Genomic DNA, 24,924 nt, shown 5'->3' on the forward strand with positions numbered 1-24,924 from the left:
CTCGCTATGCGTTGGCGTTCCCCGTCTCAGTGGGGTCGCATTATAGGGAGATCCGAAAACAGATCAACCCTTTTTTGAAGAAAACTTGAAATAAACGACTGTTCGTTGGATATTTGAACAATAGGTACTAAAAACACAACATAACTATCAATTTATTAACAATAAACACGTAACTTAAGCTTTTAACCGTTATATCTACTTGAATAAGCTCTATTAAAACACTCGCAACTAAGATGATCATAATGATCACTAGCAATAATCTACCCGAATAGATCCCATATATAACAAAGTCAGGAAAATAAGACGCTGCAGCTAGCATACTGTTAATGTTACTACGGTGAATTGAAGTAGGTAAGAGTGATACCACAGTATTAATAAAATCACGGCTATTAATAGTGCCTACCTGAAGGTGGCTTTTGTTTATGTGTATTAGCAAAGCCTTAATATAAGTAGGAGTTACTTTTGCTCTATTTTAGGCAAAATAAAGCCCCGCATTTGCGAGGCTACTATTTATGCTACACCATATTGATCCCGGTAAGCTTTTACCGCGGCTAAATGCTCATCCATAGTTCCTTGGAGCTCTAGGTAACTAATTAAATCAGCCAATTTAACGATTGAAGTAACTTGAGTATTAAAGTCACGTTCTACTTCTTGTATAGCAGAAAGCTCTGCTTTACCTTTTTCTTGACGATCAAGTGCAATTAAAACACCACTTAAATCTGCGCCATTATCCGCAATAATTTCCATTGACTCGCGAATAGCTGTACCGGCGGTGATCACATCATCAACTAACATGATCTTACCTTTAAGCTCAGATCCAACTAAGCTACCACCTTCACCGTGTGCTTTTTTCTCTTTACGGTTAAAACAATAAGGTACATCTTTATTATAATGATCAGCTAACGCAACTGCGGTTGTTGTTGCAATTGGAATACCTTTATAAGCAGGACCAAATAGTACATCATATTCAATTGCTGCATCTTCAAGTGCCGCTGCATAAAAGCGACCTAAGCGCGCTAAGTCACGACCTGTATTAAACAAACCCGCATTAAAGAAGTAAGGGCTAGTACGGCCAGACTTTAAAGTAAACTCGCCAAACTTTAATACCTGCTTTTCTAAAGCAAACTCAATAAACTCTTTTTGATATTCTTTCATTGCCAGTTACCTATTTATGCTAGTGCTTGCTTTTGTACATCAATAATTTCACGAATTGAATGCTTAGCGAGTGTAAGTAGCTCATCAAGTTCGTCAAACGAGAAAGGTTCACCCTCAGCGGTTCCTTGTACCTCAATAATTTTACCGGTTTCAGTTAAAATTACATTCATGTCAGTTTCAGCGTCAGAATCTTCTAGGTATTCTAAATCGCTAATCGCTTGGCCTTTATATATACCAACAGAAATAGCAGCGATCATATGTTTAAGTGGGTTTGAGTTAATCATCCCTTTTGCACGCATATACGTTAGTGCATCAACTAGCGCAACGCATGCACCGCTGATAGACGCTGTACGTGTACCACCATCAGCTTGGATTACATCACAATCAATAGTAATTGTGTTTTCACCGAGTGCTTTTAGATCGATTGCTGCACGTAAAGAGCGAGCAATCAGACGCTGAATTTCCATTGTACGACCGCCCTGCTTACCTCGCGTTGCTTCACGACTATTACGTGTGTGTGTTGCGCGCGGTAACATGCCATATTCTGCGTTTACCCAACCTTTACCTTGGCCTTTCATAAAGCGTGGTACGCCAGCCTCAACTGTCGCAGTACAAAGTACCTTAGTGTTGCCAAACTCTACCAATACTGAACCTTCAGCATGCAGAGTGTAGTTACGTGTAAACGTAACCGGTCTAATTTGATTAGGTGTTCTTTCGCTTGGACGCATTGACGATCCCCTTAATTCTGAATTTGCCACATTATATGTTGATGTGAATACAGATGCCATGTTGATTTATATTAAAGTGTGTTTAAAAAACACTCAGCAGTGTTAAATTTTCTTTAGAGCTTGGGCAGTGTTACGGTATAATAATCGTAATATTGTATTTAAAAATGTAGGAAAACATCCATGATCCACAGTATGACAGCTTATGCGCGTCGCGAAATAAAAGGCGAATGGGGCACTGGCACGTGGGAAGTTCGCTCAGTGAACCAACGTTATCTTGAAACCTTTATTCGTGCACCAGAGCAATTTCGTGGCATGGAGCCCGTTATACGCGAGCGTCTGCGTAAGCACTTACAGCGTGGTAAGGTCGAAGTTTTCTTAAAATTTGTAGCAAACCCTGCACATGTTGGTGAATTATCAATTAATCAATCTCTTGCTGAGCAGCTAATTAATAGTGCTAAGTGGGTACAACAACAAAGCAATGGTGATATTAATCCTGTTGACATTTTGCGTTGGCCTGGCGTGATGGAAGCGCAAGAAATTGATATGGATAGTGTAAATACAGCACTCATTACTGGGCTTGACCAAGTAATTGAAGACTTTAAATCGGCACGTGGTGATGAAGGTGCAAACCTTGAAGAAATGATAACTACAAGATTAACCGCCATTTTAGAGCAAGTTGATATTGTTGAAGCACACATGCCAGAAATTACTAAATGGCAACGTGAAAAGTTAATACAAAAACTTGAAGATTTAACAACAAATATTGATGAGTCACGTCTTGAACAAGAACTGATTTACCTTGCACAAAAGCAAGATGTAGCAGAAGAACTTGATCGTTTAAAATCGCACGTTAAAGAAACACGTAAAATTTTGAGTAAAGGTGGTGCTTGTGGTCGTCGTTTAGATTTTATGATGCAAGAGTTTAACCGTGAAGCAAATACCCTAGCTTCTAAATCAATCAACAGCGACATCACCAATGCTGCAGTTGAGCTAAAAGTATTGATAGAGCAAATGCGTGAGCAAATTCAGAATATAGAATAACAAACTATAACGTTAGAAAAGGCCATGATTATTCCTAATTATGGCCTTTTTTATTACCGGCTATAAAAGCGTACTTAAAGACGCTTTTAAGGTTTCAAACTTAATAGGCTTGGTAAGCACTTTATTAACACCTACTTTAAAACATGATGCCTTGTCATCGGTTGAAGCATTTGCGGTTAGTGCAAAAATAGGAATATCACTTAACAGCTCATGACGAATATGCTGCGTGGCGCTTAGTCCATCCATAGTCGGCATCATGATGTCCATTAAAATTAAATCAAAATGTTTGAGTTTCATAAACTCAATTGCTTCCACTCCATCATTTGCAATCGTGACTTTGTGATTTAGCTTTTGTAAAAACGCCTTAATAAGCACTTGATTGGTTTTATTATCTTCAGCAACCAGAACTGATAGTACAGGCTGTTTTGATGAAAACTCGGGTTTAATTTCATCAATAATCGCTTCTTTAAATGGCAGTAAAATAGTAAATGTACTACCTAACCCTAACTGCGTTTCAACATTAATAGAGCCCCCCATAAGCTCAATTAGATTTTTTGAAATACTGAGGCCTAACCCTACTCCTTCATTTTTTCTGTTTATACCTTCGTTAACTTGTCGAAACGGCTGAAATATAAAGCTTAGATCTTTCTTTGCAATGCCTACCCCTGAATCTTCGATAGTAAATTTTAGTTTGTCATCTACAATATTTGCACATAATGCAATATGTCCTGAGTGAGTAAACTTGAATGCGTTGCCAATGAGATTAAATAGTATCTGCCCCAGCCTAAATTCATCACCCATAATATAGGTAGGGATATCGTCATTAATCGAAACTGAAAAAATAATATCTTCACTGTCTTCAATAATATGCAATTGCCCAACGATATTCTCAATAAGCAGTTTTACATTTAGCGGTTTATTGGCGATTAATACAGTCCCTGATTCAATTTTTGAAAAATCTAATACGTCGGTAATTAATCCATAAAGAATATCAGCACTAGAGTTTGCATAATTCAACCATTGACGTTGCTCTTGAGTTAAATCGGTATCTATTAATAACTCTATCATCCCCATAATCGCATTCATGGGGGTTCTTATTTCATGCGACATGATGGTTAAAAATTTTGTTTTTGTTTTACTGGCTTCCTCAGCTTTAAGCTTTTCATTTTCAAGTGCAGTCTCTCGCTCTTTTGAGACTGTGATATCTTTGGCAATACCTAAATAGCCAATGAAATTTCCGTTTTCGTCAAATTGCGACTTACCATTGAGCGATACCCACAAAGGTATCGGGGCCTTAACCTCAAATTCAAAACCATTAAAATCCTCATGCTCAGCGACTAGTGCAGCAAAAGCTTGCCATTTCAGCGTGTTTTTTTGCTCATTTTTAGTACGCAAAGACTCAATGGTTTTATTAATAAATATTTGCGCATAGGTATTATCTTCTCTTTCTAAATTATTAACGCTGGTAAAGGTCATATCTGGCTCGGTTCGCCAAAACCACTCACTGGCTAATTCTTTAAATAAAGTAGAAAGCTGAGAAAATTTATCAAGTAGTAAAACAGATTGATGGGTTTGCGCATGTAACTTATTTAATTGAAGAAAAGCGTGAAATACTTGCTGAAGAAACAAAATTATTGAGTGTGAAGCCAAAATATTATGGTTAATATTATTGATCACATGGGTGAAAATAAATAAGCACTGCTCTTTACCCGTATCAACCCCCATTAACAACGCTGTCTTTTTATTCTGGTTATTCACCTCTTCTGATAAAGCAAATAATTGTTCTGGCAAGGGATTGCAACTATATGAGTAACCTTTTTTTAGAGCCTGAATAAATGCAGCACATGGTGGCCATGTTTTCTCATAAAAATCGATATTAGTTGTGCCGATAGTTAAAAAATGATGATGTGTTTTCTTTAAAACTATGCAGTCTTGGTATTGAAGCAATGGCTGTAGTAAAGCTGACATAGTGGCTAAAATATCAATTTCATCATCACACTGGTGCAATAACGCTAACTGCTTCTGTAGTTCCGTAAGAGTCATTAATTCATTACGTTGCATACCCATTCCCTCAGCTAAAATGCATCGCGTTTTGCAAAAAATACCAAAATCGATGTTATGACTAATAAATATAGAACAAAATTTAATATAAATCATTGAGTTATTTTTTTGGCAGGATGGAATGATTTCTGCTTTATTAATATAAATAAATACATTAAGGCATAGCTATGAAGATAGTATGTATTGGTGGGGGTCACGGATTAGCGCAAGTATTAAGTGCGATAAAACCCTTATGTAGCCACCTAACAGCGATTGTAGCGACTACTGATAATGGTGGTAGCACTGGACGCATTAGAGAGGAGCAAAATTGTATCGCTTTAGGTGATATAAGGCGCTGCTGTGTTCAACTTGCCGGTGAAGGTACCCAAGCCCAGGCTATGTATGAACATAGGTTTACTCATGGTGATATGGCGGGTCATTGCTTAGGAAATTTAACACTGCTGGGGTTAATCCAGCAAACACAGTCTCCCACTGAAGCTATTGCTGCTTTTAACCATTTGCTTGGTAACAAAGAGACTGTGTTGCCTATGTCTGATTTACCCACAGATTTAGTAGCCGAGCTAAACAATGGTGAAAAAATATTTGGTGAATGCGCGATTGATGCCTTAAACGAGCTACCAAGCACCGTTTACTTATCAAAAGCAGTGCCGCCAGCAACAGGTACTATTGAGGCTATTTTAGATGCCGATTTAATAATCATTGGCCCAGGTAGTATTATTACTAGCGTAATGCCTGCTTTTTTAATTACAGAAATCACTGAAGCAATAAAAAAAACCTCTGCGTGTAGAGTATTTATTGAAAACACAGCGCAAGAAAGCAGCGTGATGCAACATACAAAAATTGCCGGCATTGACTGGTTACAAAAGAAGCTCGCCACTAAAGTATACGATTTAAGTATTTCTCCTTCTGCCATTATTGAAATTTTACAACAGGGAGAGAAGTGTAAGGAAACAGGCAAGCATTTACATAATATTAATGAACTAAAAAATGTATTTTCAGAGTTATTAAAAAGCTCTTTTAATACTGAAAAACACGCTTAATGATTTTGGGTAAGTTCTCTCATATGTTCGAAGGTTTTTTTACTTTGTGCATCAGCTAACTTTAAGAGGGTTACAACCTCGGTGTCTAAGCCATTGACCTTAACTTGCTGCTCAATAAGCTGGCACGTTTGCGCTAATCTTGTTGCACCAAAACTATAACCGCTACTTTTTAAGCTATGAGCGCACAGTTCAATTTCTGCGGCATCGGTTGAGGAAAGCATTTGCGCCACTAACTTTTTAGACTCATCAACAAAAACGTTTATCAGTTCAATGGCCATACTATCACCAACATCATACTTTAGTTGTTCTATTACAGATGTATCTATCATAATTTTCTTTTGGAGCTCATTGTGAATAATCAGATTATATTGTTTGTAGACTCTTCAATGATTGGTGGTATTGAAACTCATATTATAGAGTTATACAAGCTGCTTCACAGAAATCAGGTTAGTTGTTCAATTTTATTTTATAAAAATCATGGGAATAATGAGTTTTACGAGTTACTTGATAAGCAAAGCATACCGTATAATTTTCTGCAAGGTACACTCATTAGTTTAATCAAACGGTTTCGCAGTTATGATCGCAATACAGTTATTCATACCCATGGTTACAAAGCCGGTATTTTGGGGCGTTTAGTATGTAAGATCACGAATAATCATTGTGTTAGTACCTATCACGCGGGGGAAACTGGCAAAGGAAAGATGTGGCTTTATAACAGACTAGATTTATGGCTTAGTCGATTATCAACCAACTTTGCAGTGTCTGAAAAAATAATTAAAACAATAACAAATGCTCAATTACTAGAAAACTTCATAGCAATAACCGAACCTCCCAGCACTGATTTTGCACAACCGTTACTTAGAATCGGGTTTGTTGGGCGCTTATCTTATGAAAAAGGCCCTGATATATTTTATGAGTTAGCTGAAAGTATGCAGACTAATAAACAGGTGCAGTTTCACCTTTTTGGTGATGGCCCGATGCGTGATCGTATTCCACAGATAAACAACCTTAATTACCATGGCTTAACAGCCCGAGACGATATTTGGCAGCATTTAGATGCCCTACTTATTTGCTCAAGAGAAGAAGGCCTGCCTATGACGCTTCTAGAAAGTATGGCGCATTATAAAATAGTTATTAGCAGCCCTGTGGGTGCTATTCCTAGCATTATAAACAATGGGGTTAATGGCTTTTTAATGAAATCAGCAAATACACTAGAGTGCCAACAATCGATAGAATCATTACTTGCCTTATCTACAACGCAAAAAAGCGAAATGGCACACTCAGCATATACTATGCTTGAGGAGCGTTTTTCAGGTAGAAAACAATTTAACTTGCTGCAAAATGCTTATACAGCAAAAACATTATTATAAATTTTCTTCCCACCCTTTAATTTTTCGGTACAGGGTTGAAGGGCTTACATCTAAAAGAGCGGCAGCTTTGGGAATATTAGTTGCGCATATTTTTATGACCCGCTCTATATATTCTTTTTCGGCGATCCACAAAGCCTTAACCTCACTTTCAACCTGCGGTAACTCTTCAAACTCTTGAACTGGTAACGATGTATGTTGCTCTTTAACCAGCCCCTCGTTACCTGACTCTTTTTGCGGGCTTTGTGGCAATGCTGGTAGCATAGATACATCAATCCACTCTTGTGGGTTAAGCACTAAAATATTACGGATCACATTTTCCAGCTGCCTAACATTACCAGGCCAATCGTATTGTGCTAAAAAGTGCTTCACATCATCGGTTATCCCTTTATAAGGATGTTGCTCTTCCTTGGCTATTTTAATAAATAGCGCTTGCGCTATTTCGATAATATCTCTGCCGCGCTCTCTAAGTGGCGGCAACTCAATAGGAATAACATGTAATCTGTAATACAAATCTTCTCTAAATCGACCTGCCTCAACCTCAGCAAGCGGGTTTCTATTGGTAGCACAAACAAACCTCACATCAACCTTAACTTGTTTTTCGCTACCGACTTGTTGATAAGTACCTGTTTGAATAAAACGAAGTAATTTACTTTGTAAATTAATATCCATTTCACATAACTCATCTAAAAACAATGTCCCCCCATCCGCCTGCCCTGCGGCACCCAATCGGTTTGCAATTGCTCCAGTAAAAGCACCTTTTAAATGGCCAAATATTTCACTTTCAATCAAATCTTTGGGGATAGCAGCACAATTAAGTGCAACAAAGGGCTTGTCGGCACGAGTAGAGGCTTGATGAACTGCCCGTGCACAAAGCTCTTTGCCAGTACCACTTTCACCGGTAATAAAGACTGTGGCTTTACTCGCTGCAGCAGAGCTAATAACTTGATACACCGATTGCATTTGCTTGGAGCTACCAATCAAGTCAAAGTAACGGCCATTTTCATAAATATTTTTATACTTGGTGACCGTTTGTTTTAAATCTTTTATTTTGAGAGTGTTGTTAATAGTTATACGAAAACGTTCTGCCTCTACAGGCTTTTCTAAAAAATCACTAGCGCCTAACTTAATCGCTTGAATCGCCATTTCTTTGGTAGCATGCCCAGTTAATACAACAACTTGCGGAAAGTTATCAGGTTCTAGCTGAGCTAGAATATCTAGCCCGTTCATGTCGGGTAACATGACATCAAGCACTATCAGGTCGGGTTTTATTTTATTAATAATATCAAGAGCGGTTGCCCCATCATTTGCCACCAGTGTGTTTACACCTGTCGGTAAAAGATAAGACTGATACATCATAGCAAGCGACTGGGTGTCTTCTACAATCAGTATTGTTGGTGGCATAATCCCATTCCTTTTAGCGACTCGCTAAGAATTATTTAGAGAAAAAATATTAACTTATGGATATTAAGTTAACTATACATAGTTAATTAAATCAAATTCAATTGATGATTATTAATGAGGCATCATCCACTTCTTTAGAAAGCGCAACCTGAGAATTTTTCCATAACGAGTGTGCAAAATCCTCTGCTGAGGAGCTTTGCATAGGGATGATTTTTTTTAATTCAGTCATTTCGTCTTTATCGGTAAAGCGGTTATCCGTCCAACCATCAGTGTAAAGTATAATCTGTTCAACATTATCGAGCTTGGCTTCATATAAAGTATATTGATGATCATTAGACAGCCCAAGCAATGGTCCGGTACCATTTAGCTGAGATAGCTCACCATTTTTACTGATAATAACCGGTGCGGGATGGCCAGCATTGAGCCAATACAACTTATTATTTTCTAAAAAACAAATCATTAAAGTGACTAAGCTTGATTTACATAATTGCTGTTTATAAAGCGCATTATTCAGCGCAACGAGCATTTCTTGATACGCTAACCCGGTCGCTAAAAAGCCACTTATAAAACCTTTTATAGCAAAGCTTTCTTTGAGCGCTTGTAAGCCATGGCCCATCATATCACCGAGTATAAAAGCAGTACCTTCATCATTAATTGGCATAAAAAAGTCACCGCCATTACCCACACTAATAGAGCCAAAAATATGCGCTGTTTTTCCATGCCCTAAAAGCACTTTAGAAGGTGTTAATCCGAATGTACTTTGATAGGACAAGTATGCAAATCGATGAGTTACTCGCTCTATGCTTTGTAATAACTTATTTTTTTTAACTGGTTTTATTAAGTAATCATCAACCCCTAATCGATTAATTTTACTGATCACTTCTTCGCTATCATCGCCAGTTAACATCACCACCGATAACTGAGATTTTAAATTCGATTTATTAAGCTTTTCCAGTAATGGCTCACACGTTCCTTGTTTAAGTTTATGATCAAGTAACAATATACTAGCATCAGAGGTTAAAATAGCTTGCCAACCAGCCTCTATATTTTCGCAGGTGATGACATTAAATTTATCTTTTAGGTAGGCGCTCATTAATGCCAACTGAGTGATGTCATCGTCGACATAAATAATACTCGGTCGCTTATCAATGTTCGTTAAAGGAAAAGAAAAATAGTTTTTACCTGCTCGCGTGTCATAGGTAGCATCAGCAAAGTAATGGCGAATAAGCTCGACCCCCATCCCTCCTTCTACCAACTCATCCGATGCTAATGTCCATGATGAGTTGTTTTGTTTAAATAAATTATAAGGCTTAAGTTCATCTATAAAAGTTAATTGGTAAGTATCATGATTTATTTGGTTAATACGCAACATTATAAGCTGCTCATCGCCCTCATTATGGCGAATTAAGTTAGTTAGGTATTCGGTTGCGACTAAGCCTGCTGCATCCGCTTCATCTCTGGTCACCGATAAAGCGCCCAGTACATGCTTAAGTACTTGGCGTATTTCAGTTAAGGTCGGCCATAATAATTCAAAACGCCGCTCAAATAATATATCCATAAAAGTCTCAGTAATGTTTAAACAACCACTTTTGCTTGTTTATTTTGCTGGTTAAAAAAGCGCACAACCTTGGCCATTTTGAAGAATGTCGTTGGAAGAGCAGTAGCATGCGCTCCCCTAAAGGAGCAAAGCTATGTTGACTTACCAGTAACTTTATATTGCTATGACCCGCTTGCTTAAGTTCTGCAACGCCTTGACATAACGACTCTTCATTATTAATACCTAGCGCAATAGTAACCAAGGTCAGCTCGCTACATAAGCTTAAAGAATGCAGTGGTACATTATTACGATTTAACTTTAATGCTGGCGACATATCCAGCAACACATAATCATATTCTTGCTTTAAACGCAGTACCGCTTCATTTAAAACATGTTTGTTTTTTGCTGAATCAATTGACTCTAAATTGTGAATTGTAAGTACTTCAATACCTTGATAAGGCATAACACTGAGCTGACAGGAAATATCATCAAAACGCCACAACTTAGTCAATGTAGGCAGCTGTTTGTCTAAACGAAACGAACTAATAGGGTTAAGGTCGATAACGAGTACTGACTTATTTTGACTTTTTAAACGTTGAGCAACACTAATACAGGCTGTGGATGAACCTTCGCCACCGTACAAAGAAATAAACGTCACGCACCGTGCTTCATCATCAATCAAGGTGTTACAGATGGTTTCTAGTTCATGGTACTGCCCAGGTATCAAGTTCATAAGCTTATCACCAAGGCAATTATGGTTATAAAGTCGAGGAAGTTATCTTTAAATTGACTAATTAGGTCTTGACCTTTATCGGGCACATATAGCGTATCTCCAGCTCTAAGTACCGGAATATTGGCCGAGTTTGGAGACTTTATAAATTCCTCAAGATTAAACACGCGAGATTGTTCTTTACAGCATGAATGGTTAACAACCACTATTTTGTCAATGAGAGCTGAACTTGACGGCCCTCCAGCTTCAGCAAGCACATCTAAAATAGACATCGTATCATCAAAGTTATATCGACCCGGCTTTTGCACTGCCCCCATAATACGAACAACTCGCTCTTTAGGGGTACGTAACCAATCTTTGTCTTTTTCTGGAATAAATATTGTGTCGCCGGGTGACACATGAGGAAATAACGTTTCATCACCAGTTTCAAAATACATCGCTAAATCAAGTTTGCTCACTCGAGCGCGATTACCATTACGGTGCGTAACTCTAATATTACGAATATCCGCACTACCATTAGGACCATCTGCTGCTGCCAAAATATCAATAAAATGCATATTGTCATTGAACGCATAGCGCCCAGGGGAACCTACTTGCCCCATGATATAAATAGACTTGCTCGATTCTTGACGTATCCATTGCGATTTATTGTCTCCGGGGTCTACTGGTAACTCTTCAACAATAATAGTATCGCCAGCAATTAAACTCGGCAGCGCAATTTCACCGTTAGTAATGGTGTACTTTTCAAGATCAAATCGCTGGGTGACATCGCCATTCCGCAAAATTTTAATATCGTTCACGTTAGCCCCTTTAGTGGGGCCACCAGCATGCGCTAACAAATCAGTAAAGTCCATTTCATCACTCCACTCATAACGACCAGGAGATTGAATAGCGCCTATAATTTTAATCGCTCGTTTTGTCGGAATTTTTAACCAGCTTTTTTCGTTAACATCTGTTTTTTCAGGAACAAATATTACATCACCGGGGTTTAAATCGGGCACTTTAGCGGTGGTTAATCCCTCACTATAACCCTGTAAATCAAAAAGTATGCTCTCTCCAGCAGGGGTTAATATTTTTATTTGCCGTGTTTCTGCAAAGCGCGTTGGGCCCCCTGCATTTGCTAAAATGTCTAAAAAGTTAGTACTGTCGGCAGCCTCATAGGCACCGGGCTTTTGTACCTCACCCATAATATAAACCGTGCGTGATGTGGTATTTACATCATCCACCATAATCGGCACATATATGGTTGATCCCGCTTTTAGTAGCGGCATGTTGCTATCTGTAGGTTTATCTAAATATGCTTTTAAATCAAAAATAACAGGAGCTTTATCAACAATCACTCTAATTTTAGTTACATCCGCATAGCGAGTAACCCCTTCCGCACGCATCAGCGCATCTAGAAGCGTCATATTTTCTTTAAACGAAAAACTACCAGGGTTATGCACTTCGCCAAGCATAGTAATGGCACTGTTGTCGCTTGCATCCCCTGTAGCACTAAGCGTTTGTGCATCAAAATCAATTTGTACGTTACCAAGGAGTGGAGAAACAGGCACAAACACAGTATCTTCACTTTTAAGCTTTGGTAATAAATTTATGTCGCCTGAGTCTAAATATGCTTTGTAATTAAATTCAATTACTTCATCTTTGCGCCTTATTTGTAAGCGATCGAGCTGTGCGCCAGGTCTTAGGCCATTTGCTTTAGCTATCACCATTTGAATATTACCATCATCGGGAATACTCACCTGTGAGGGTGTGATCACATACCCTAAAACATTAATAAATATATCTCTGCTTCTCAGCTCCACATAAAAGTCATCTATTGCAACAAACAACTCTGCAAGAATAGGTTTAAGTTCTGCCTCTATTTGCGCAACCGTTTTATTACCTACCTGAAACTGCCCCACCTCAGGTATATTAATTTGACCTTTTTTGTCGACCTCAAAAGTTGTTTCAAATTCAAGTTCCCCTGGCACATATAAAAACAGCTTATTACCTGCTTGTACTATGGATTCATCGGCTTGCGCTGCAAACGTAGAGTTCGTTATTAAAAAGAAAAAAACGAAGACAGTAAAAATAAATCTCATACATTACTCCTTTTTCTTTTCAATAATTTTAGTCCAATTCATTAGTGACTTTACTTGTTTGCTATTTTCACTTTGCGCGTTAGCATCTAATATAATAGCCTCAACTCGGCGGTCTGAATGGCGTTTTTGCTCACTTTGCTCCGACTCACTAAATGGTTTTAAACTGCCTTGGGTTAAAGTGGTAATGTTATAGGTAGGCACGCCATAAACACCCAGCCAATGCTTAACAGTTTCAGCGCGCTTTAAAGCCAGCTCATAATTACTATTTTTACTGCCTACAGAGTCAGTATGCCCGATAAGCAAAATACTAATACTTTCTAATTGTTTAATTAAATCGGCTGCTTGAGCAACCCGTACGGCATATTTAGGGGTTATTTCAAAGGCATTGAATGCAAATTGGTTATCACTATTTAACAACTCCGCTATTTGCTCTTTTACATTAACTAAAGCGGGTTGTTCATCAGTCGATGCAGCGCAATTAGTCAACTTTCTAACGGTATCAAAGTGATTAGCTAATTGATTAAGGCCATGATAATGAATTAATAAGTCGTGCTCCGCGTCTTCCCACATTTGGGCTGCAATTAAACGTCGGATACGATTTTCATAAATTTGAGCTTTTAATAACTGCGCTGGCATACAGGCATTAATATCTTGCGACTTTAATAATTCAAGCTTAAGTTCTAAGTGCTCAAACTCACTACGAACAATACCCTCAGGTTGATTAAATGTTTCATCAAGCTGCTGATCATCTAATGGATAGTTTTGGTATTTTTCGGCCATACCTCCTTGTCCTTCATCCGGCCAAGAAGCACACCCACCTAAAAATATGAAAATGACAATTGCTATGCGCGCCTTCATAAAACTCTCCCTGGTAACCTCTACACAGCGTCAATAAATGGAATGGTTTTATCCACTCTTAATAAATTCATTAACTTAAACGGTTGTCCTGTGACATTAAGTAAAGATAGCTTATTACTATGTTTTTCAATTCTTTTATATAGGAAAACAATAGCACCTATTCCTGAAGAGTCGATAAATTCGGTTTTAGAAAAGTCTAAAACAACAAAATTCGAGTCTTGCTCAACGAGCAGCTCAAACTGATCTTTTAGCTCATCGACAGCAAAGCCTGAAAAGTCATCAGGAATGGTAATAACGGTTTGATCGGTTTTGTTGGCTACATTTTTCATTTTAATTACCTATTAAAAGTATGAACTCAAATAGACAGTTACAAGAAGAATGCCAAACTTAAACCACTGAAATATATTAACTTTAATGGTTTGTTAATTGATTTTTGAAATAGAAGTGCATAATGCAATTGCTTTTTGGGTGTGCAATTGCATTATGCGAAGCGGGTTATTGGCCTTTACCAGTAAAAATAACAACCAATGTTTTAAATAAAATAGTCAATTCCATATAACACCAGCTACGAGCTGATGAGGTGCTCAACATATAGGCGTAATCCCAGCCAATTTTATTGCGTGCATCATCAATAGTTTCATCATAACCATTCATCACTTGTGCTAACCCAGATATGCCTGGTTTTATGCCATAGGTACGCTGACAAAAATACGGAATATCTTTTTCAAGTTTTGAATAAAAAACAGGTCGTTCAGGACGTGGCCCTATCAGCGACATATCGCCTATGAGTACATTCCATAATTGTGGTAATTCATCTAATCTTGTTTTGCGAATAAACCGCCCTACCGAGGTAATACGCGGATCATCTTTACTTGCCCACACCGCTCCACTTTTAACCTCAGCATCAACCACCATAGAGCGAAATTTTAATACGTTAAAAAGTGCCACAAAGTCATCATCACTCTGCCCTACTCGTAACTGTTTAAACAACACTGGTCCTTTAGAGCTGAACTTAATCACCAATGCAACCATGATCATTACAGGAGACAGAATAATTAGGCCAATAGTGGAGCCTAAAATATCAATGCCGCGCTTTACTGCTCTAATCACAAGATTATTAGACTGCTTAGTTTGGTGAACGCGCTGCCAATGCTCACTATATTCACCGCGTTCAAATTTAATAATCCCCCAAAAAGCACACAAGTATGCCGCTACAATATAGTTAATACTGTCGATCACCGGCCATTTAGTCTTTATGCTCAAAAGCTGTTTTAATGCACCCAGTCCATGTACAACGGCTAATGTAATACAGGCTACTTTGGCTAAAAACACGTTAGAAAAAACCGCCAGAGAAATTAGTAATCCATAAATCAGTACCAGTATAATGGGCATAATGCCACGTAATACCTTGTGCGAAATATAATTAAAGCTTACCCAGCCTAATTTTGGATTAAATAGCTCAGACAGCATTTTAATTTGTTGCCAATTGCCAGCACCTAACCTTACTCTTCTTGCGTAATCATGGCTTTGTTTATCGCATTCACGTTCAACAATGTTGATCTCGCTATTTACTAGCGCTTTACCACCTTTATTAAGTGCTTTCATCGACAAAATAAAATCATCGTTTATAGTGCTCGCATCTAATAACTGGGCATATTCGGCGCGTATAGCAAACATGGCACCAGGTACGCCAATAACAGCGCCTAATGATGACTCCATACTTTTTACTTTATTTTGATATTGCCAATACTGTTGCTGCTCTTTGGTGGCTAAGTCATCTAATATATAAACCCCAGTGATCACATTGACCTGAGGGTCTTTAAAATCAGTATCAATTTTATTTAGTACATCAACGCTCAGTAACGCACTAACATCGGTGAACAGCAATACATCGTAATTAGGCTTGGTTAGTTTTATTAACTCATTAACACCAAACGACTTGCCTTTATTGACCTTATTAAAATGCAAATGGCACACTACATTTTGCTTTGCAAGATGCGATTGAGCAATCATCGCCTCGTCATAGGTTTTGTCTGTACAGCCATCAAGGTAAATATGAATAGCATACTGCTCTGTGCTGTATAACATAGAGCCCAGGTTATAGAGCTTTTCACGAATATGTTCTTGCTCGTTGTAGGCGCACATTAAAATACCAAAGCGCGTGGTTGGCGGGGTAGCGCTTGATTCGACGTTTGCTTCATCGTTACTAAAAAGCTTTAATAACAATAAGTAACCAACATGATGGTACAGTACCAACACTATCAAAATCGCCAATGTAATCAGTAAAAAAGTCATTGTAATCCCCTTATGAAGCTAAGCCATTATAAAAATGGTCATAGGCTTCGCTCATTGTGTTTGCATCCGCAATTGAGAGAATATACTCTCGAATGCATTGCCCGTGCTTCATTTCCAATGCTTTCAATAGGGCAAGTTTTAAGCCAAAAGAATCATTAGGCTTTACTAAAATACCCTGCTCATTACTGACCACTTCGCTAATGCCACCGACATCAGTTGCCACTATTACTTTGCCACATGCCATCGACTCTAAAATAGATAGAGGTAAGCCCTCTCGTTGCGAGTACAAGCACATCACATTAATGGCAGAATAAAATAATTCCATATGCTGCACATTTCCTAAAAAATGTACTCGCTCTACCACACCTAGTGACACTGCAGCACTCATCAATGAAAAACGTAAACTGCCATTCCCAGCAAATACGAGTTCAATCTCTTTGGGTAGCGCGGGCAGTAATTTAATTAAATCTAAATGACCCTTACCTGGCTCTAAACGCGCAGAACAGCCAATAAGTTTTTTGTCGTGCGGTAAGTTAAGCTTAATCCGTGCATTAGCGTCATCTGTATCTATAAACTGCTGAAAATCAATGCCGTTAAGAATAGTACTATCAGCTTTAATAGCAGTTTCGTTATAAAACTCATTAGCGACCACGTTTGCATCAGCCACCCAATGGATTTTAGTTAGCTTATTCAATACCTTTGTGATCACTCGCTGTTTAAAATTTTTTAAATACCACGCATCATGAATTGTCGATACGTGTTTAACACTCGGGTTAACTAAACAGGTGAGGCTAGCGTAAAGCATTGGGCCAATGTGATGGCTATGAATCACTGTAATATTATGTTTTTTAATTATTTCACTAAGCTTTTTAATTACACTTAGTTCAAATCTAGGGGCTTTGTTTAAGCTTATAAGTTTTTGCTCAAAGGCTGACAGTGCTGGCCATTCATTTACTGCATCCCGTTCAGTCCCTTCCAAAGAAACAATAATACTGGTGTCTGCAAATCGACTTTTTTGCATTAAAGTCACGGCCATTTTTTCCAGCCCACCTATTTTAAAGTGTTGAACTAAATGTAAAACGTTCATGTTAATTTCCCTCACTAAGGAAGTGCATTGATGGACTAACCCCAGCATGTAACGTGCTGTGACCAACAATGGGTAAAATGGTAACCACGTCTAGTGACGATAGTTTTTCAATGGTTTGAATATCTTTTAAATGACTGTCGAATAAGGTAGCAACAAACACACAGGTGACACTGGTAAATATGCCTAAAACAATACCCATAATAATTGCCACCACGAGTGAAGTATTAATTGGTTGAGTGGGACTATAAGCTCGCTCAATGGTTTTAACTTTGTCAGGGCCTTCATACTTAACCAGCTTGCCTGTCACTTTTGCCATTTCGTAACGCCCTAACATGTCTTTATATAATGACTGTTTAACATCGTAGTCACGCTCGAGCTTTCTAAGTTGTTTTTCTATATCACTGGTTACTAATAAGCGATCACTTACTGAATTGACTTGTTTTTCTAACATGTCGTATTCTTGCTGATGCTGCAGAACATTATTTTTAGCTTCTTCTAGAGCGAGTATTTGTGACACCAACACATTACTTTCATTGTCATTTCCACTGGGTAAGGTATTAGCCATTTGCCAAAGCTGATCAATATTAGTGGCATCAAGGCCTTTACCACTTTCAATTAACGCTTGTTGCCGCGCTTTAATACTGAGTAGTTCGCGCTTTTTTGAAACCACTTTGCTGTGTTTATCGGTATAGCGGGTTTTTAAAAAACTGAGCTCTGATTCTGCAGTAATTATTTTCTCTTCTATACGACCGAGAATCGGGTTTGCTTGACCCATTTTTGTAGTAAGTGCCTCAAGCTTGGCATTAGCGCCTGAGAGCACAATGGACTTTTGTTGTTGATCACTTAATAACTTATCGAAAGTTTGCCTATTACTGTGTAAAACAGCGGGTAAGGTATTACTGTTTTTTGCTTTAAAGCTTGCCAATGAAGCCTCAGAAATCTCCAACTCTTCTCTTAAACTTACCAGTTGCTGATAAAAAAATTGCTCAGAGGTATCCAGTGATGCTTTCGTTGGGGCTAATAAACTTTCTATAAATTTCTCTACCACTTTTTCTAGCACCGCCTTCATTTGGGTTTGGTCATGCCAAATAAAGTTAACCCGAACTAGCTCGTCTCCCACCAATGATAAGGAAAGCGCCTGTGAAAGCTCTTGATGTATTTTTTCTATTTTGGCGGGGGATGCATCCTTTGGTACTAAATTGGTTTCTTTTGCCACGGCAATCAGAACTTTGCGGCTGATCACTAAGGTGCGCAAAGCTGCCATCCTATTTGATAAATCAAACGAGAACGACAAATCATCTAAATAGGGATTAAGCAGCGCCGATTCTTCTATAAGAATAGTGGCGTGGTTTGTATATTGTTTTTGTGACGTTGCCGCGAGTACAATCACTACTACGGGTACAATCAGCAACGGCAAAACAAATAACTTTGCCCTGGTGTAAACAGCGTACAAAGCTAAATAAAGTAATCTTTTTATTTGCTCTCTAACTAACATATTCGCTACCCATTGATTTGCATATTGCTATGCGAAACTTTGCGGCTATTTGCAAAATAAAAATTTACAGCGTAAATAGCCTTCTTTAATGGAGTAGTTGCACAGGGCGCGCCAATATTATAGTTATGGTTTAATCGGAGGGATTTAATATTTGTAGATCGTTGATCACAGTGAGAGCTTTTACCGGCCAGCTATGCTCTTTCGCTATGTTTTTTTGGACTGCATGCAATAAACTTAATTTTGCTTGACTGAGTGACAACGCCTGATCAATTTTTTCAATAAAGTTATTCTGTGACTGAGCGATAAAAATTTGCGAGTGATAATGATTCACTGCCGCGAAATCGGTTGCGACTATCGGTTTGCCTACCGCTAAATATTCTTTTAATTTAAGCGGGTCGCAAGCCCTAATTTGCTCATTATCGACAAATGGTAAAATAGATACATCCCAATGAGCCGAGAAAGATACCAACCGTTTATGCTCAACCGCACTAATATGCGTTACATTTTTAAACTGCAACAACCCTGAAATGGGAGTGGTAATATCGCCAACTAATACCAATTGATATTGCGGCCTAGCAGTGGCCAACGCCATTAACAAAGGGATATCTAGCCAGGCATTGATACTGCCATAAAAGCCAATAATGGGGGTTTTAATAGCGCTGATTTCTGCGGCTTTGTCGACATTACTCGTAAATAAATCAAAACTCACACCATGTGTTAGTAACTTAGTTTTTTCAGCAGGCATTTTAGTTTTTAATAACTCGCTGATCACATAAATAAGATCTGCGTTTTTAATCAGCTGCTGCTCAAAAGGCGCAATCAGCACAGGATCAACCCCAGCCAGCGCACTAAAATCGTCACCACAATAATAAATTAACGAGTCGGCAGCTCTTTTATCAAACAGATAGCATGCCGTTGGCACACTTAACCAATATACAATAGGTTCACTGGTTTTATGAGCACCAATATGGCGAGAGAAAACCCAACGGTTATAACAGCGCACTAAGCGATTATCATGCCATGGTAAAATAGGCAGTTTATATACCGTCATATTTTTAGGCGTGGCTATTTTACTATTATTAGAGGGTTGAAATAGCTGCTTAAATTTATTAAAAATACGTTTTATATCGTGCAGCTTTACGCTAGGTTTACGCATTCCTACAGAATTAACCCAATTCACTTGCTGTCTTTTTGCAAGCTCTGAAAATAAATGCTGAGTACTACTAGGGTGGCTCCCCCAATCTTCTGCAAAAACAATAAATTTCATTCGTTCACTCCACTATATTTTTAACTACTCTAGCCGGATTACCTGCCGCAATAGTAAAATCGGGAATATCTTTGGTTACCACACTGCCCGCCCCTATAATGGCTCCTTTACCTATGGTTACTCCAGCAAGTACCGTAACACCGGTCCCAATCCATGCGCCACGCTTAATAATAATATCGCCAATTTGACTCTCGTCATCACTTTGGCCGTTCGCACGACGTTCACAATCAATTGGGTGACCAGGAAAGCCTGCTAAAAAAACACGTCCCGCAAGTCTTACATCATCTTCAAGTACAATTTTTCGTCCTACCGAAAACGCATTTTGCCAGCCAATATCAACATTATTACCAATACTTAATAGAGGCTCACGCTCATTACTTACACGGCCACACAAAGTGCTGATCCCCGAGATCCTGACATCGTTTTTACATTCAACCCTTAATTTACCAATTATCTGAGGCATACCCGAATATAAATATAAACGTTTTTTACTGCCTTGAATTTGGCTTTTAAATAATGGGGTGTAATAAAATATTCTCAGCAGTTCATGAACAAACTGCTTTATAAAGTGGTGCAGATGATAAAGCCCACTGTGTAGTAGAGGAATAACGGGTAGCTGTGGATTACGCAGCGACTTTGCAAATTTAAACAAACGTTTTGCCGAGGGGCTGTTACTATTTTTTAGCCAATACTTTAGTTGGGTCACCATAAGACGAATCCTTATTACTATCGATAGTCAGCTTTTCTAGGGCAATGGTCAGCGACAAAATGATGTACAAAGGCCACGTAAAAGCTTGAGTTAAAAACGTACCTGCAACCATAAAACCAATTAAACCGGCTTTTAGCGCATTAGCATTCACTGTCACTTCAGGATTAAAGTTAAGCTTATTAATGCAAAATACTCGAGACAAGCTGCGATAAATACTGGCGATAACCAGTAAAAAAATACATATACCAACAAAGCCTGTTTCACCAAGCACCTGAAACCACGTACTATGCACTGCATGATTCTTGCCATCCCAGTGCGGGCTATAAAAGTAATAGTTTACGAAGAAGTTATTTACCCCAACTCCTGTTAGCGGGTTAGCAAGCGCCATGTTTATTGCAGCTTGCCAAGCATATATTCGACCCATAGCAGACTCGTCAACTCCACTTTCAGCAGCACCACCACTTTGCCTATCTGAAATCCCCGCAAAGACCATCATGGCAAGCATGGCAACTGCCCCACATGCAGCCACAACCACTGGATTTTTTACCTTTTGATATAAAAAGAAACTCAAAATAGCAGCAATACCTAATAGGCCGCCTCGGCTTTGCGTAGCTATCACTCCTGAAATAGCCAAAATTAAACCAACGCCTGCAAATAATCGTCGATATGGATTGTTGTATGTATTAAATAATTCAGCAGCTAAAAAAGACACAGGAAACATCAGCACTAAAGATAAATCATTAGGATCGCCCAGTTGTGAACGATATTCTCGAGAAATAGTGACTCGGGTGCCCTCAACTAGCCCCACACCATTAATTTTGTTATTCAGTGCCACCAGCGCAATGGCCACACCAGAAATCATAATTCCTAGTCTTACGTAACTAAAGTGAGAAAATCGCGTTAACCACCAGCTGATCACAAACACCATAATAAAAACTTTAACCAACACTCCAGACCAATACTCAATAGCAACGCCACGGTTTGAAGCCGAAAACACACACACGGTAAGCCACACAAACCAAATGACAAAAATAAGATGAGCTGAGCTCCAATGCGGTTTTAATGTTTTGGAAATAAATAAATGCCAGAAAATGGCCAGTAAAGAGGCTAGCGCTAAGAGTTTAGGGATTTTAAGCGGCATTAAAAATACAAATGCCTCATGAATCCTAAAATAACTAAATAAAATAAATAAGATAATAAACACAGTACTAATACGCACGGCTAATACGCCAGCAAATGGCAGTAACAATAAAGCAAAAGCAGCTATGGGCCCAAATAACGAATATAAGCTTAAAATAAGCGCCGTTATCACTAAGCCATTTATTAATAAGTAATGCTCTTTATACCAGTTAACCATGCGCCTTCCTTGCTAAAAGCCGTTGCAATATTCCCGTGATGTGGTGTTTATACTTTTTAAATAACACCGCAAACAAACATATCAACACAGCAACCTGTCCTACAATGTAGTAAGACACTTGCGTCACACTTAACGAAAACACAAGAATAAAGCACAGCCAGCTAGGGAGCAGACTGTGTACTTTAAATGCTAAATGCTCTAGCTTTTGACTAATAGCTACAAACAGTAGCGTTTTTAAAATTTGCGCCAACGCAAGTGATACAACCGCACCTAATATTCCCCATTTTGGCACTAAAAAACTTAATGCAATTAATACGCTTGTAGCACTAACTGCATTAATAATAGTCACAAACAAACCGTTATAGTGAATATAACAACCAATATTAAGTAAATCGCTATGGTGCCTCAGCACAACAATGAGTATTAAACTGGGTAATAGCCACGTATTAAGTAAATAACCTTGTGGTAAAACGAGAGTGAATAAGTGCGGGGCTACAAGTAGCATGATGCTGCAAAGGGCAATCGCAATTTCGAGGCTTAATTCACATAAAAACACATAGTGACTGCGACTTGCGGTTAACTCGTCAAAACGGCGTGAAAACCACCACATTCTGATTGGCTCAAATGTGAACGAGGTCATGACTGCAAATTGCAGAGCGACATAATATTGAGCGAGCTTTTCTTTGCCCACACTGGCTGCAATATACCAGTTTTCTGCGCCATTATTAGCGTACACAAAGAGCGAAGAGATAATAATGCTTAACAAAAACAGCGTATTCTTAGGCGTAATATTCCATGCGATACATTTAAAACTAATATTAATCGTGCGTGCTATTTGCCACAGTGACAATATCAGTACAATAAAACTCGCTACCACACCAGAGAGCATAACGCCGGTTACACCAAAGCCTAGATATAGCAAGACGATGGTGAGTAGAGTTTGCCCGACCCCTTGTAAAACAGCTAAATAGCAAAACTGCTTAGCCATTTCGTAATATCTAAAAAAGCAAAATACAATCGACAATACCGACGAAAATGCCAAGTTAACGGCTAATAGTTGCAGATCTATATGGTTAACAGAGATAGGTAATAAATTCAGCAATAGGTCAGCAAACAATACAACAGCAATTACAAATGCAGTGCTTAACATACTACATAAAATCAACGCATCCCTAAATAAAGCCTGCTTACAAACAACGCTTTTCATTTGCTGTTTAAAAAGCAGTTCAGGTAGCCCTAGGCATAACAACAAAGACATTACGGCTGAAATAGAGACTAAAAAATTAAGTTCACCAAACTGTGACGGGCTTAAAAGACGAGTTGAGATAGGGAGTAAAGCAAAGCCAAGCCCTTTGAGCAATAATGTTGATAATCCAAAATAGGCTATTTGCTTCAGTCCGTTCATCTTCATTCCTTAAGAGTTTTGCACCCAAGATGACAGCTTTTTAGCTTGTGAGCTGGCATTAAATTTATTTGCAACCAACCGCTTAGCATTGATACCTTTGGCATATCGTTCATACGGATTAAGCTCACAAAATTGAGTTAAAATAGTCTCTAATCCAATAATGCTTGAAGGCTCACACTTAAAGCCAACAGAATCATTTACAATTTCTTTTGCCCCCATAAGCTTAGTTGTTAGCACAGGAATACCACTTGCCATAGCCTCTTTGAGAACCACAGGCCCGGTGTCTCTGTCACCATTACTAGATACACAAAATGGCGCAACCAGTGCCGAGTAATTACTGGTATTTTTTGATAACCAAAGAGGCGTACGACGCCCCAAAAAGCGAACATCTTTATCAAGCCCGAGCTCTTCACACAAAAATTTTAAATCATTCATTAATGGGCCTTCGCCAACGATGTCTAAGCATATTGCGTATTTTTTACTTAATTTTTTTATAGCGGGTAAAAGAAACTGCAGTCCTTTTTTCTCAACTAAGCGTCCAATAAATAACAGTTTAACTGACTCATTAAGTCGATTTGGAGTGCAGCTAAATAGGCTTAAATCAACACCGCAATGCAATAGCTCAACTTTTCCTACCTTGTAATTACTTAGCTTTTGAGCCATGTCTTTACACACAGCAACCGAGAAATCACATAACGAAAGTTTAAGCTTTAGGTCGGTATCGTTTACATAAACATCATGACCATGACCGATTGATGAGACACTGATACCCGCAATTTTGCTAGCAACAATCGAATATGCCAGCGGTGCATGCATAAAGTGACAATGTATATGGGAGATACCGTGCCGCTTAATTATTTCTGCGATGTTTAACCCATACCCTAGAAGCGATATGGCTGAGATTGAGGTAAAGCGAAAAGCAATTTTGGTAGCATTAAGTGCTGCTAACGGTTTAAAGGTTGCAAATTTAGCAGCAGCACCAAAAGACTTTTTAATAATAATTACATTTACACTGCTATCAAGGTTGGCACTGGTATTTAAATTTTCAAAGGTAATAACACTTACTTTATGCCCTGCTTTAACAAGTGCATTTATTTCTGTGACCACAAAAGTTTCCGACGGGATATGGAAGCTTGGTACAACAATACCTATATGTTTCATGCTAAATACTCCAAAAGATTCTAATGGTTATTTCGCAAGAACTGTGCCCGGTTAAAAAGCACTGAAAGTGGTAAGATTTAAGTCAATTTGCGAACATATATTGCAAAATGCAAAGCATTAGACAAAAAACACCCCACAAAGCT

21 protein-coding genes are annotated in these 24,924 nt (G+C 38.5%); 3 read left to right on the forward strand and 18 right to left on the reverse strand.

Annotation, left to right across the window (positions count from 1 at the left end; all coding sequences use genetic code 11):
- Positions 1-510 precede the first annotated feature (510 nt).
- The gene (pyrE, locus tag MTF66_RS36515; RefSeq protein ID WP_054202965.1) at positions 511-1,155 is read right to left on the reverse strand and encodes an orotate phosphoribosyltransferase; all 645 of its coding nucleotides are present in this window, start codon (positions 1,153-1,155) and stop codon (positions 511-513) included.
- A gap of 14 nt (positions 1,156-1,169) precedes the next feature.
- Positions 1,170-1,883 (reverse strand): ribonuclease PH, encoded by a 714-nt coding sequence (gene rph, locus MTF66_RS36520; protein WP_008111261.1) that lies wholly within the window; start codon positions 1,881-1,883, stop codon positions 1,170-1,172.
- A 180-nt stretch (positions 1,884-2,063) separates the two neighbouring features.
- Here rph and MTF66_RS36525 point away from each other — a divergent pair, with 180 nt between their 5' ends.
- Positions 2,064-2,924, forward strand: a complete 861-nt coding sequence (locus MTF66_RS36525; protein WP_008464069.1) for a YicC/YloC family endoribonuclease — start codon at positions 2,064-2,066, stop codon at positions 2,922-2,924.
- Between the two features lie 60 nt (positions 2,925-2,984).
- Here MTF66_RS36525 and MTF66_RS36530 read toward each other — a convergent pair whose 3' ends face one another.
- The gene (locus MTF66_RS36530) at positions 2,985-4,985 is read right to left on the reverse strand and encodes an ATP-binding protein (RefSeq protein ID WP_138570661.1); all 2,001 of its coding nucleotides are present in this window, start codon (positions 4,983-4,985) and stop codon (positions 2,985-2,987) included.
- 167 nt (positions 4,986-5,152) lie between these two features.
- Between MTF66_RS36530 and yvcK the strand changes: the two genes are divergently transcribed.
- Positions 5,153-6,025 (forward strand): uridine diphosphate-N-acetylglucosamine-binding protein YvcK, encoded by an 873-nt coding sequence (gene yvcK / locus MTF66_RS36535; RefSeq protein ID WP_109875850.1) that lies wholly within the window; start codon positions 5,153-5,155, stop codon positions 6,023-6,025.
- Here yvcK and MTF66_RS36540 read toward each other — a convergent pair.
- Positions 6,022-6,354 carry an Hpt domain-containing protein gene (locus tag MTF66_RS36540; protein WP_010392915.1) on the reverse strand — a complete coding sequence of 111 codons (333 nt, stop codon included), beginning with the start codon at positions 6,352-6,354 and terminating at the stop codon, positions 6,022-6,024. The two genes, yvcK and MTF66_RS36540, sit on opposite strands and share 4 nt — an antisense overlap.
- A gap of 21 nt (positions 6,355-6,375) precedes the next feature.
- Between MTF66_RS36540 and MTF66_RS36545 the strand changes: the two genes are divergently transcribed.
- Positions 6,376-7,395, forward strand: a complete 1,020-nt coding sequence (locus tag MTF66_RS36545; protein WP_248530193.1) for a glycosyltransferase family 4 protein — start codon at positions 6,376-6,378, stop codon at positions 7,393-7,395.
- Here MTF66_RS36545 and MTF66_RS36550 read toward each other — a convergent pair.
- The 14 genes from MTF66_RS36550 to MTF66_RS36615 form a co-directional block, all read right to left on the reverse strand.
- Positions 7,390-8,796 carry a sigma-54 dependent transcriptional regulator gene (locus MTF66_RS36550; protein ID WP_138570664.1) on the reverse strand — a complete coding sequence of 469 codons (1,407 nt, stop codon included), beginning with the start codon at positions 8,794-8,796 and terminating at the stop codon, positions 7,390-7,392. The genes MTF66_RS36545 and MTF66_RS36550 overlap by 6 nt on opposite strands.
- A 97-nt stretch (positions 8,797-8,893) precedes the next feature.
- Entirely contained in the window at positions 8,894-10,354 is a 1,461-nt protein-coding gene (locus tag MTF66_RS36555) for a SpoIIE family protein phosphatase (RefSeq protein ID WP_248530194.1), read from the reverse strand.
- 7 nt (positions 10,355-10,361) lie between these two features.
- Positions 10,362-11,066: an AAA family ATPase gene (locus MTF66_RS36560; RefSeq protein ID WP_055013286.1), complete on the reverse strand. Its 705-nt coding sequence runs from the start codon at positions 11,064-11,066 to the stop codon at positions 10,362-10,364.
- The gene (locus MTF66_RS36565) at positions 11,063-13,147 is read right to left on the reverse strand and encodes an SLBB domain-containing protein (RefSeq protein ID WP_055013285.1); all 2,085 of its coding nucleotides are present in this window, start codon (positions 13,145-13,147) and stop codon (positions 11,063-11,065) included. The genes MTF66_RS36560 and MTF66_RS36565 overlap by 4 nt, the downstream gene beginning before the upstream one ends.
- Before the next feature lie 3 nt (positions 13,148-13,150).
- Positions 13,151-14,005: an OmpA family protein gene (locus MTF66_RS36570; RefSeq protein WP_010392927.1), complete on the reverse strand. Its 855-nt coding sequence runs from the start codon at positions 14,003-14,005 to the stop codon at positions 13,151-13,153.
- Between the two features lie 20 nt (positions 14,006-14,025).
- Complete coding sequence (locus MTF66_RS36575; protein WP_010392928.1) at positions 14,026-14,334, reverse strand: STAS domain-containing protein; 309 nt, start codon at positions 14,332-14,334, stop codon at positions 14,026-14,028.
- Between the two features lie 166 nt (positions 14,335-14,500).
- Entirely contained in the window at positions 14,501-16,300 is a 1,800-nt protein-coding gene (locus MTF66_RS36580) for a sugar transferase (protein WP_138623290.1), read from the reverse strand.
- Positions 16,301-16,310: 10 nt separating this feature from the next.
- Positions 16,311-17,387 (reverse strand): glycosyltransferase, encoded by a 1,077-nt coding sequence (locus MTF66_RS36585; protein WP_138623292.1) that lies wholly within the window; start codon positions 17,385-17,387, stop codon positions 16,311-16,313.
- A gap of 1 nt (position 17,388) precedes the next feature.
- Positions 17,389-18,882 (reverse strand): GNVR domain-containing protein, encoded by a 1,494-nt coding sequence (locus MTF66_RS36590; RefSeq protein ID WP_138623294.1) that lies wholly within the window; start codon positions 18,880-18,882, stop codon positions 17,389-17,391.
- Between the two features lie 130 nt (positions 18,883-19,012).
- Complete coding sequence (locus MTF66_RS36595; RefSeq protein ID WP_138623296.1) at positions 19,013-20,149, reverse strand: glycosyltransferase; 1,137 nt, start codon at positions 20,147-20,149, stop codon at positions 19,013-19,015.
- Positions 20,150-20,153: 4 nt separating this feature from the next.
- Entirely contained in the window at positions 20,154-20,858 is a 705-nt protein-coding gene (locus tag MTF66_RS36600; RefSeq protein ID WP_138623298.1) for an acyltransferase, read from the reverse strand.
- On the reverse strand, positions 20,824-22,215 hold the full coding sequence (locus MTF66_RS36605; protein WP_055013278.1) for an O-antigen ligase: 1,392 nt from the start codon (positions 22,213-22,215) through the stop codon (positions 20,824-20,826). The genes MTF66_RS36600 and MTF66_RS36605 overlap by 35 nt, the downstream gene beginning before the upstream one ends.
- Positions 22,208-23,620, reverse strand: coding sequence for a lipopolysaccharide biosynthesis protein (locus MTF66_RS36610; protein WP_138623300.1), 1,413 nt, complete (start codon positions 23,618-23,620; stop codon positions 22,208-22,210). The genes MTF66_RS36605 and MTF66_RS36610 overlap by 8 nt, the downstream gene beginning before the upstream one ends.
- Positions 23,621-23,629: 9 nt before the next feature.
- Positions 23,630-24,781 (reverse strand): glycosyltransferase, encoded by a 1,152-nt coding sequence (locus MTF66_RS36615; protein WP_138623302.1) that lies wholly within the window; start codon positions 24,779-24,781, stop codon positions 23,630-23,632.
- Positions 24,782-24,924 lie beyond the last annotated feature (143 nt).

The sequence above is a fragment of the Pseudoalteromonas sp. 2CM39R genome, from assembly GCF_023161845.1.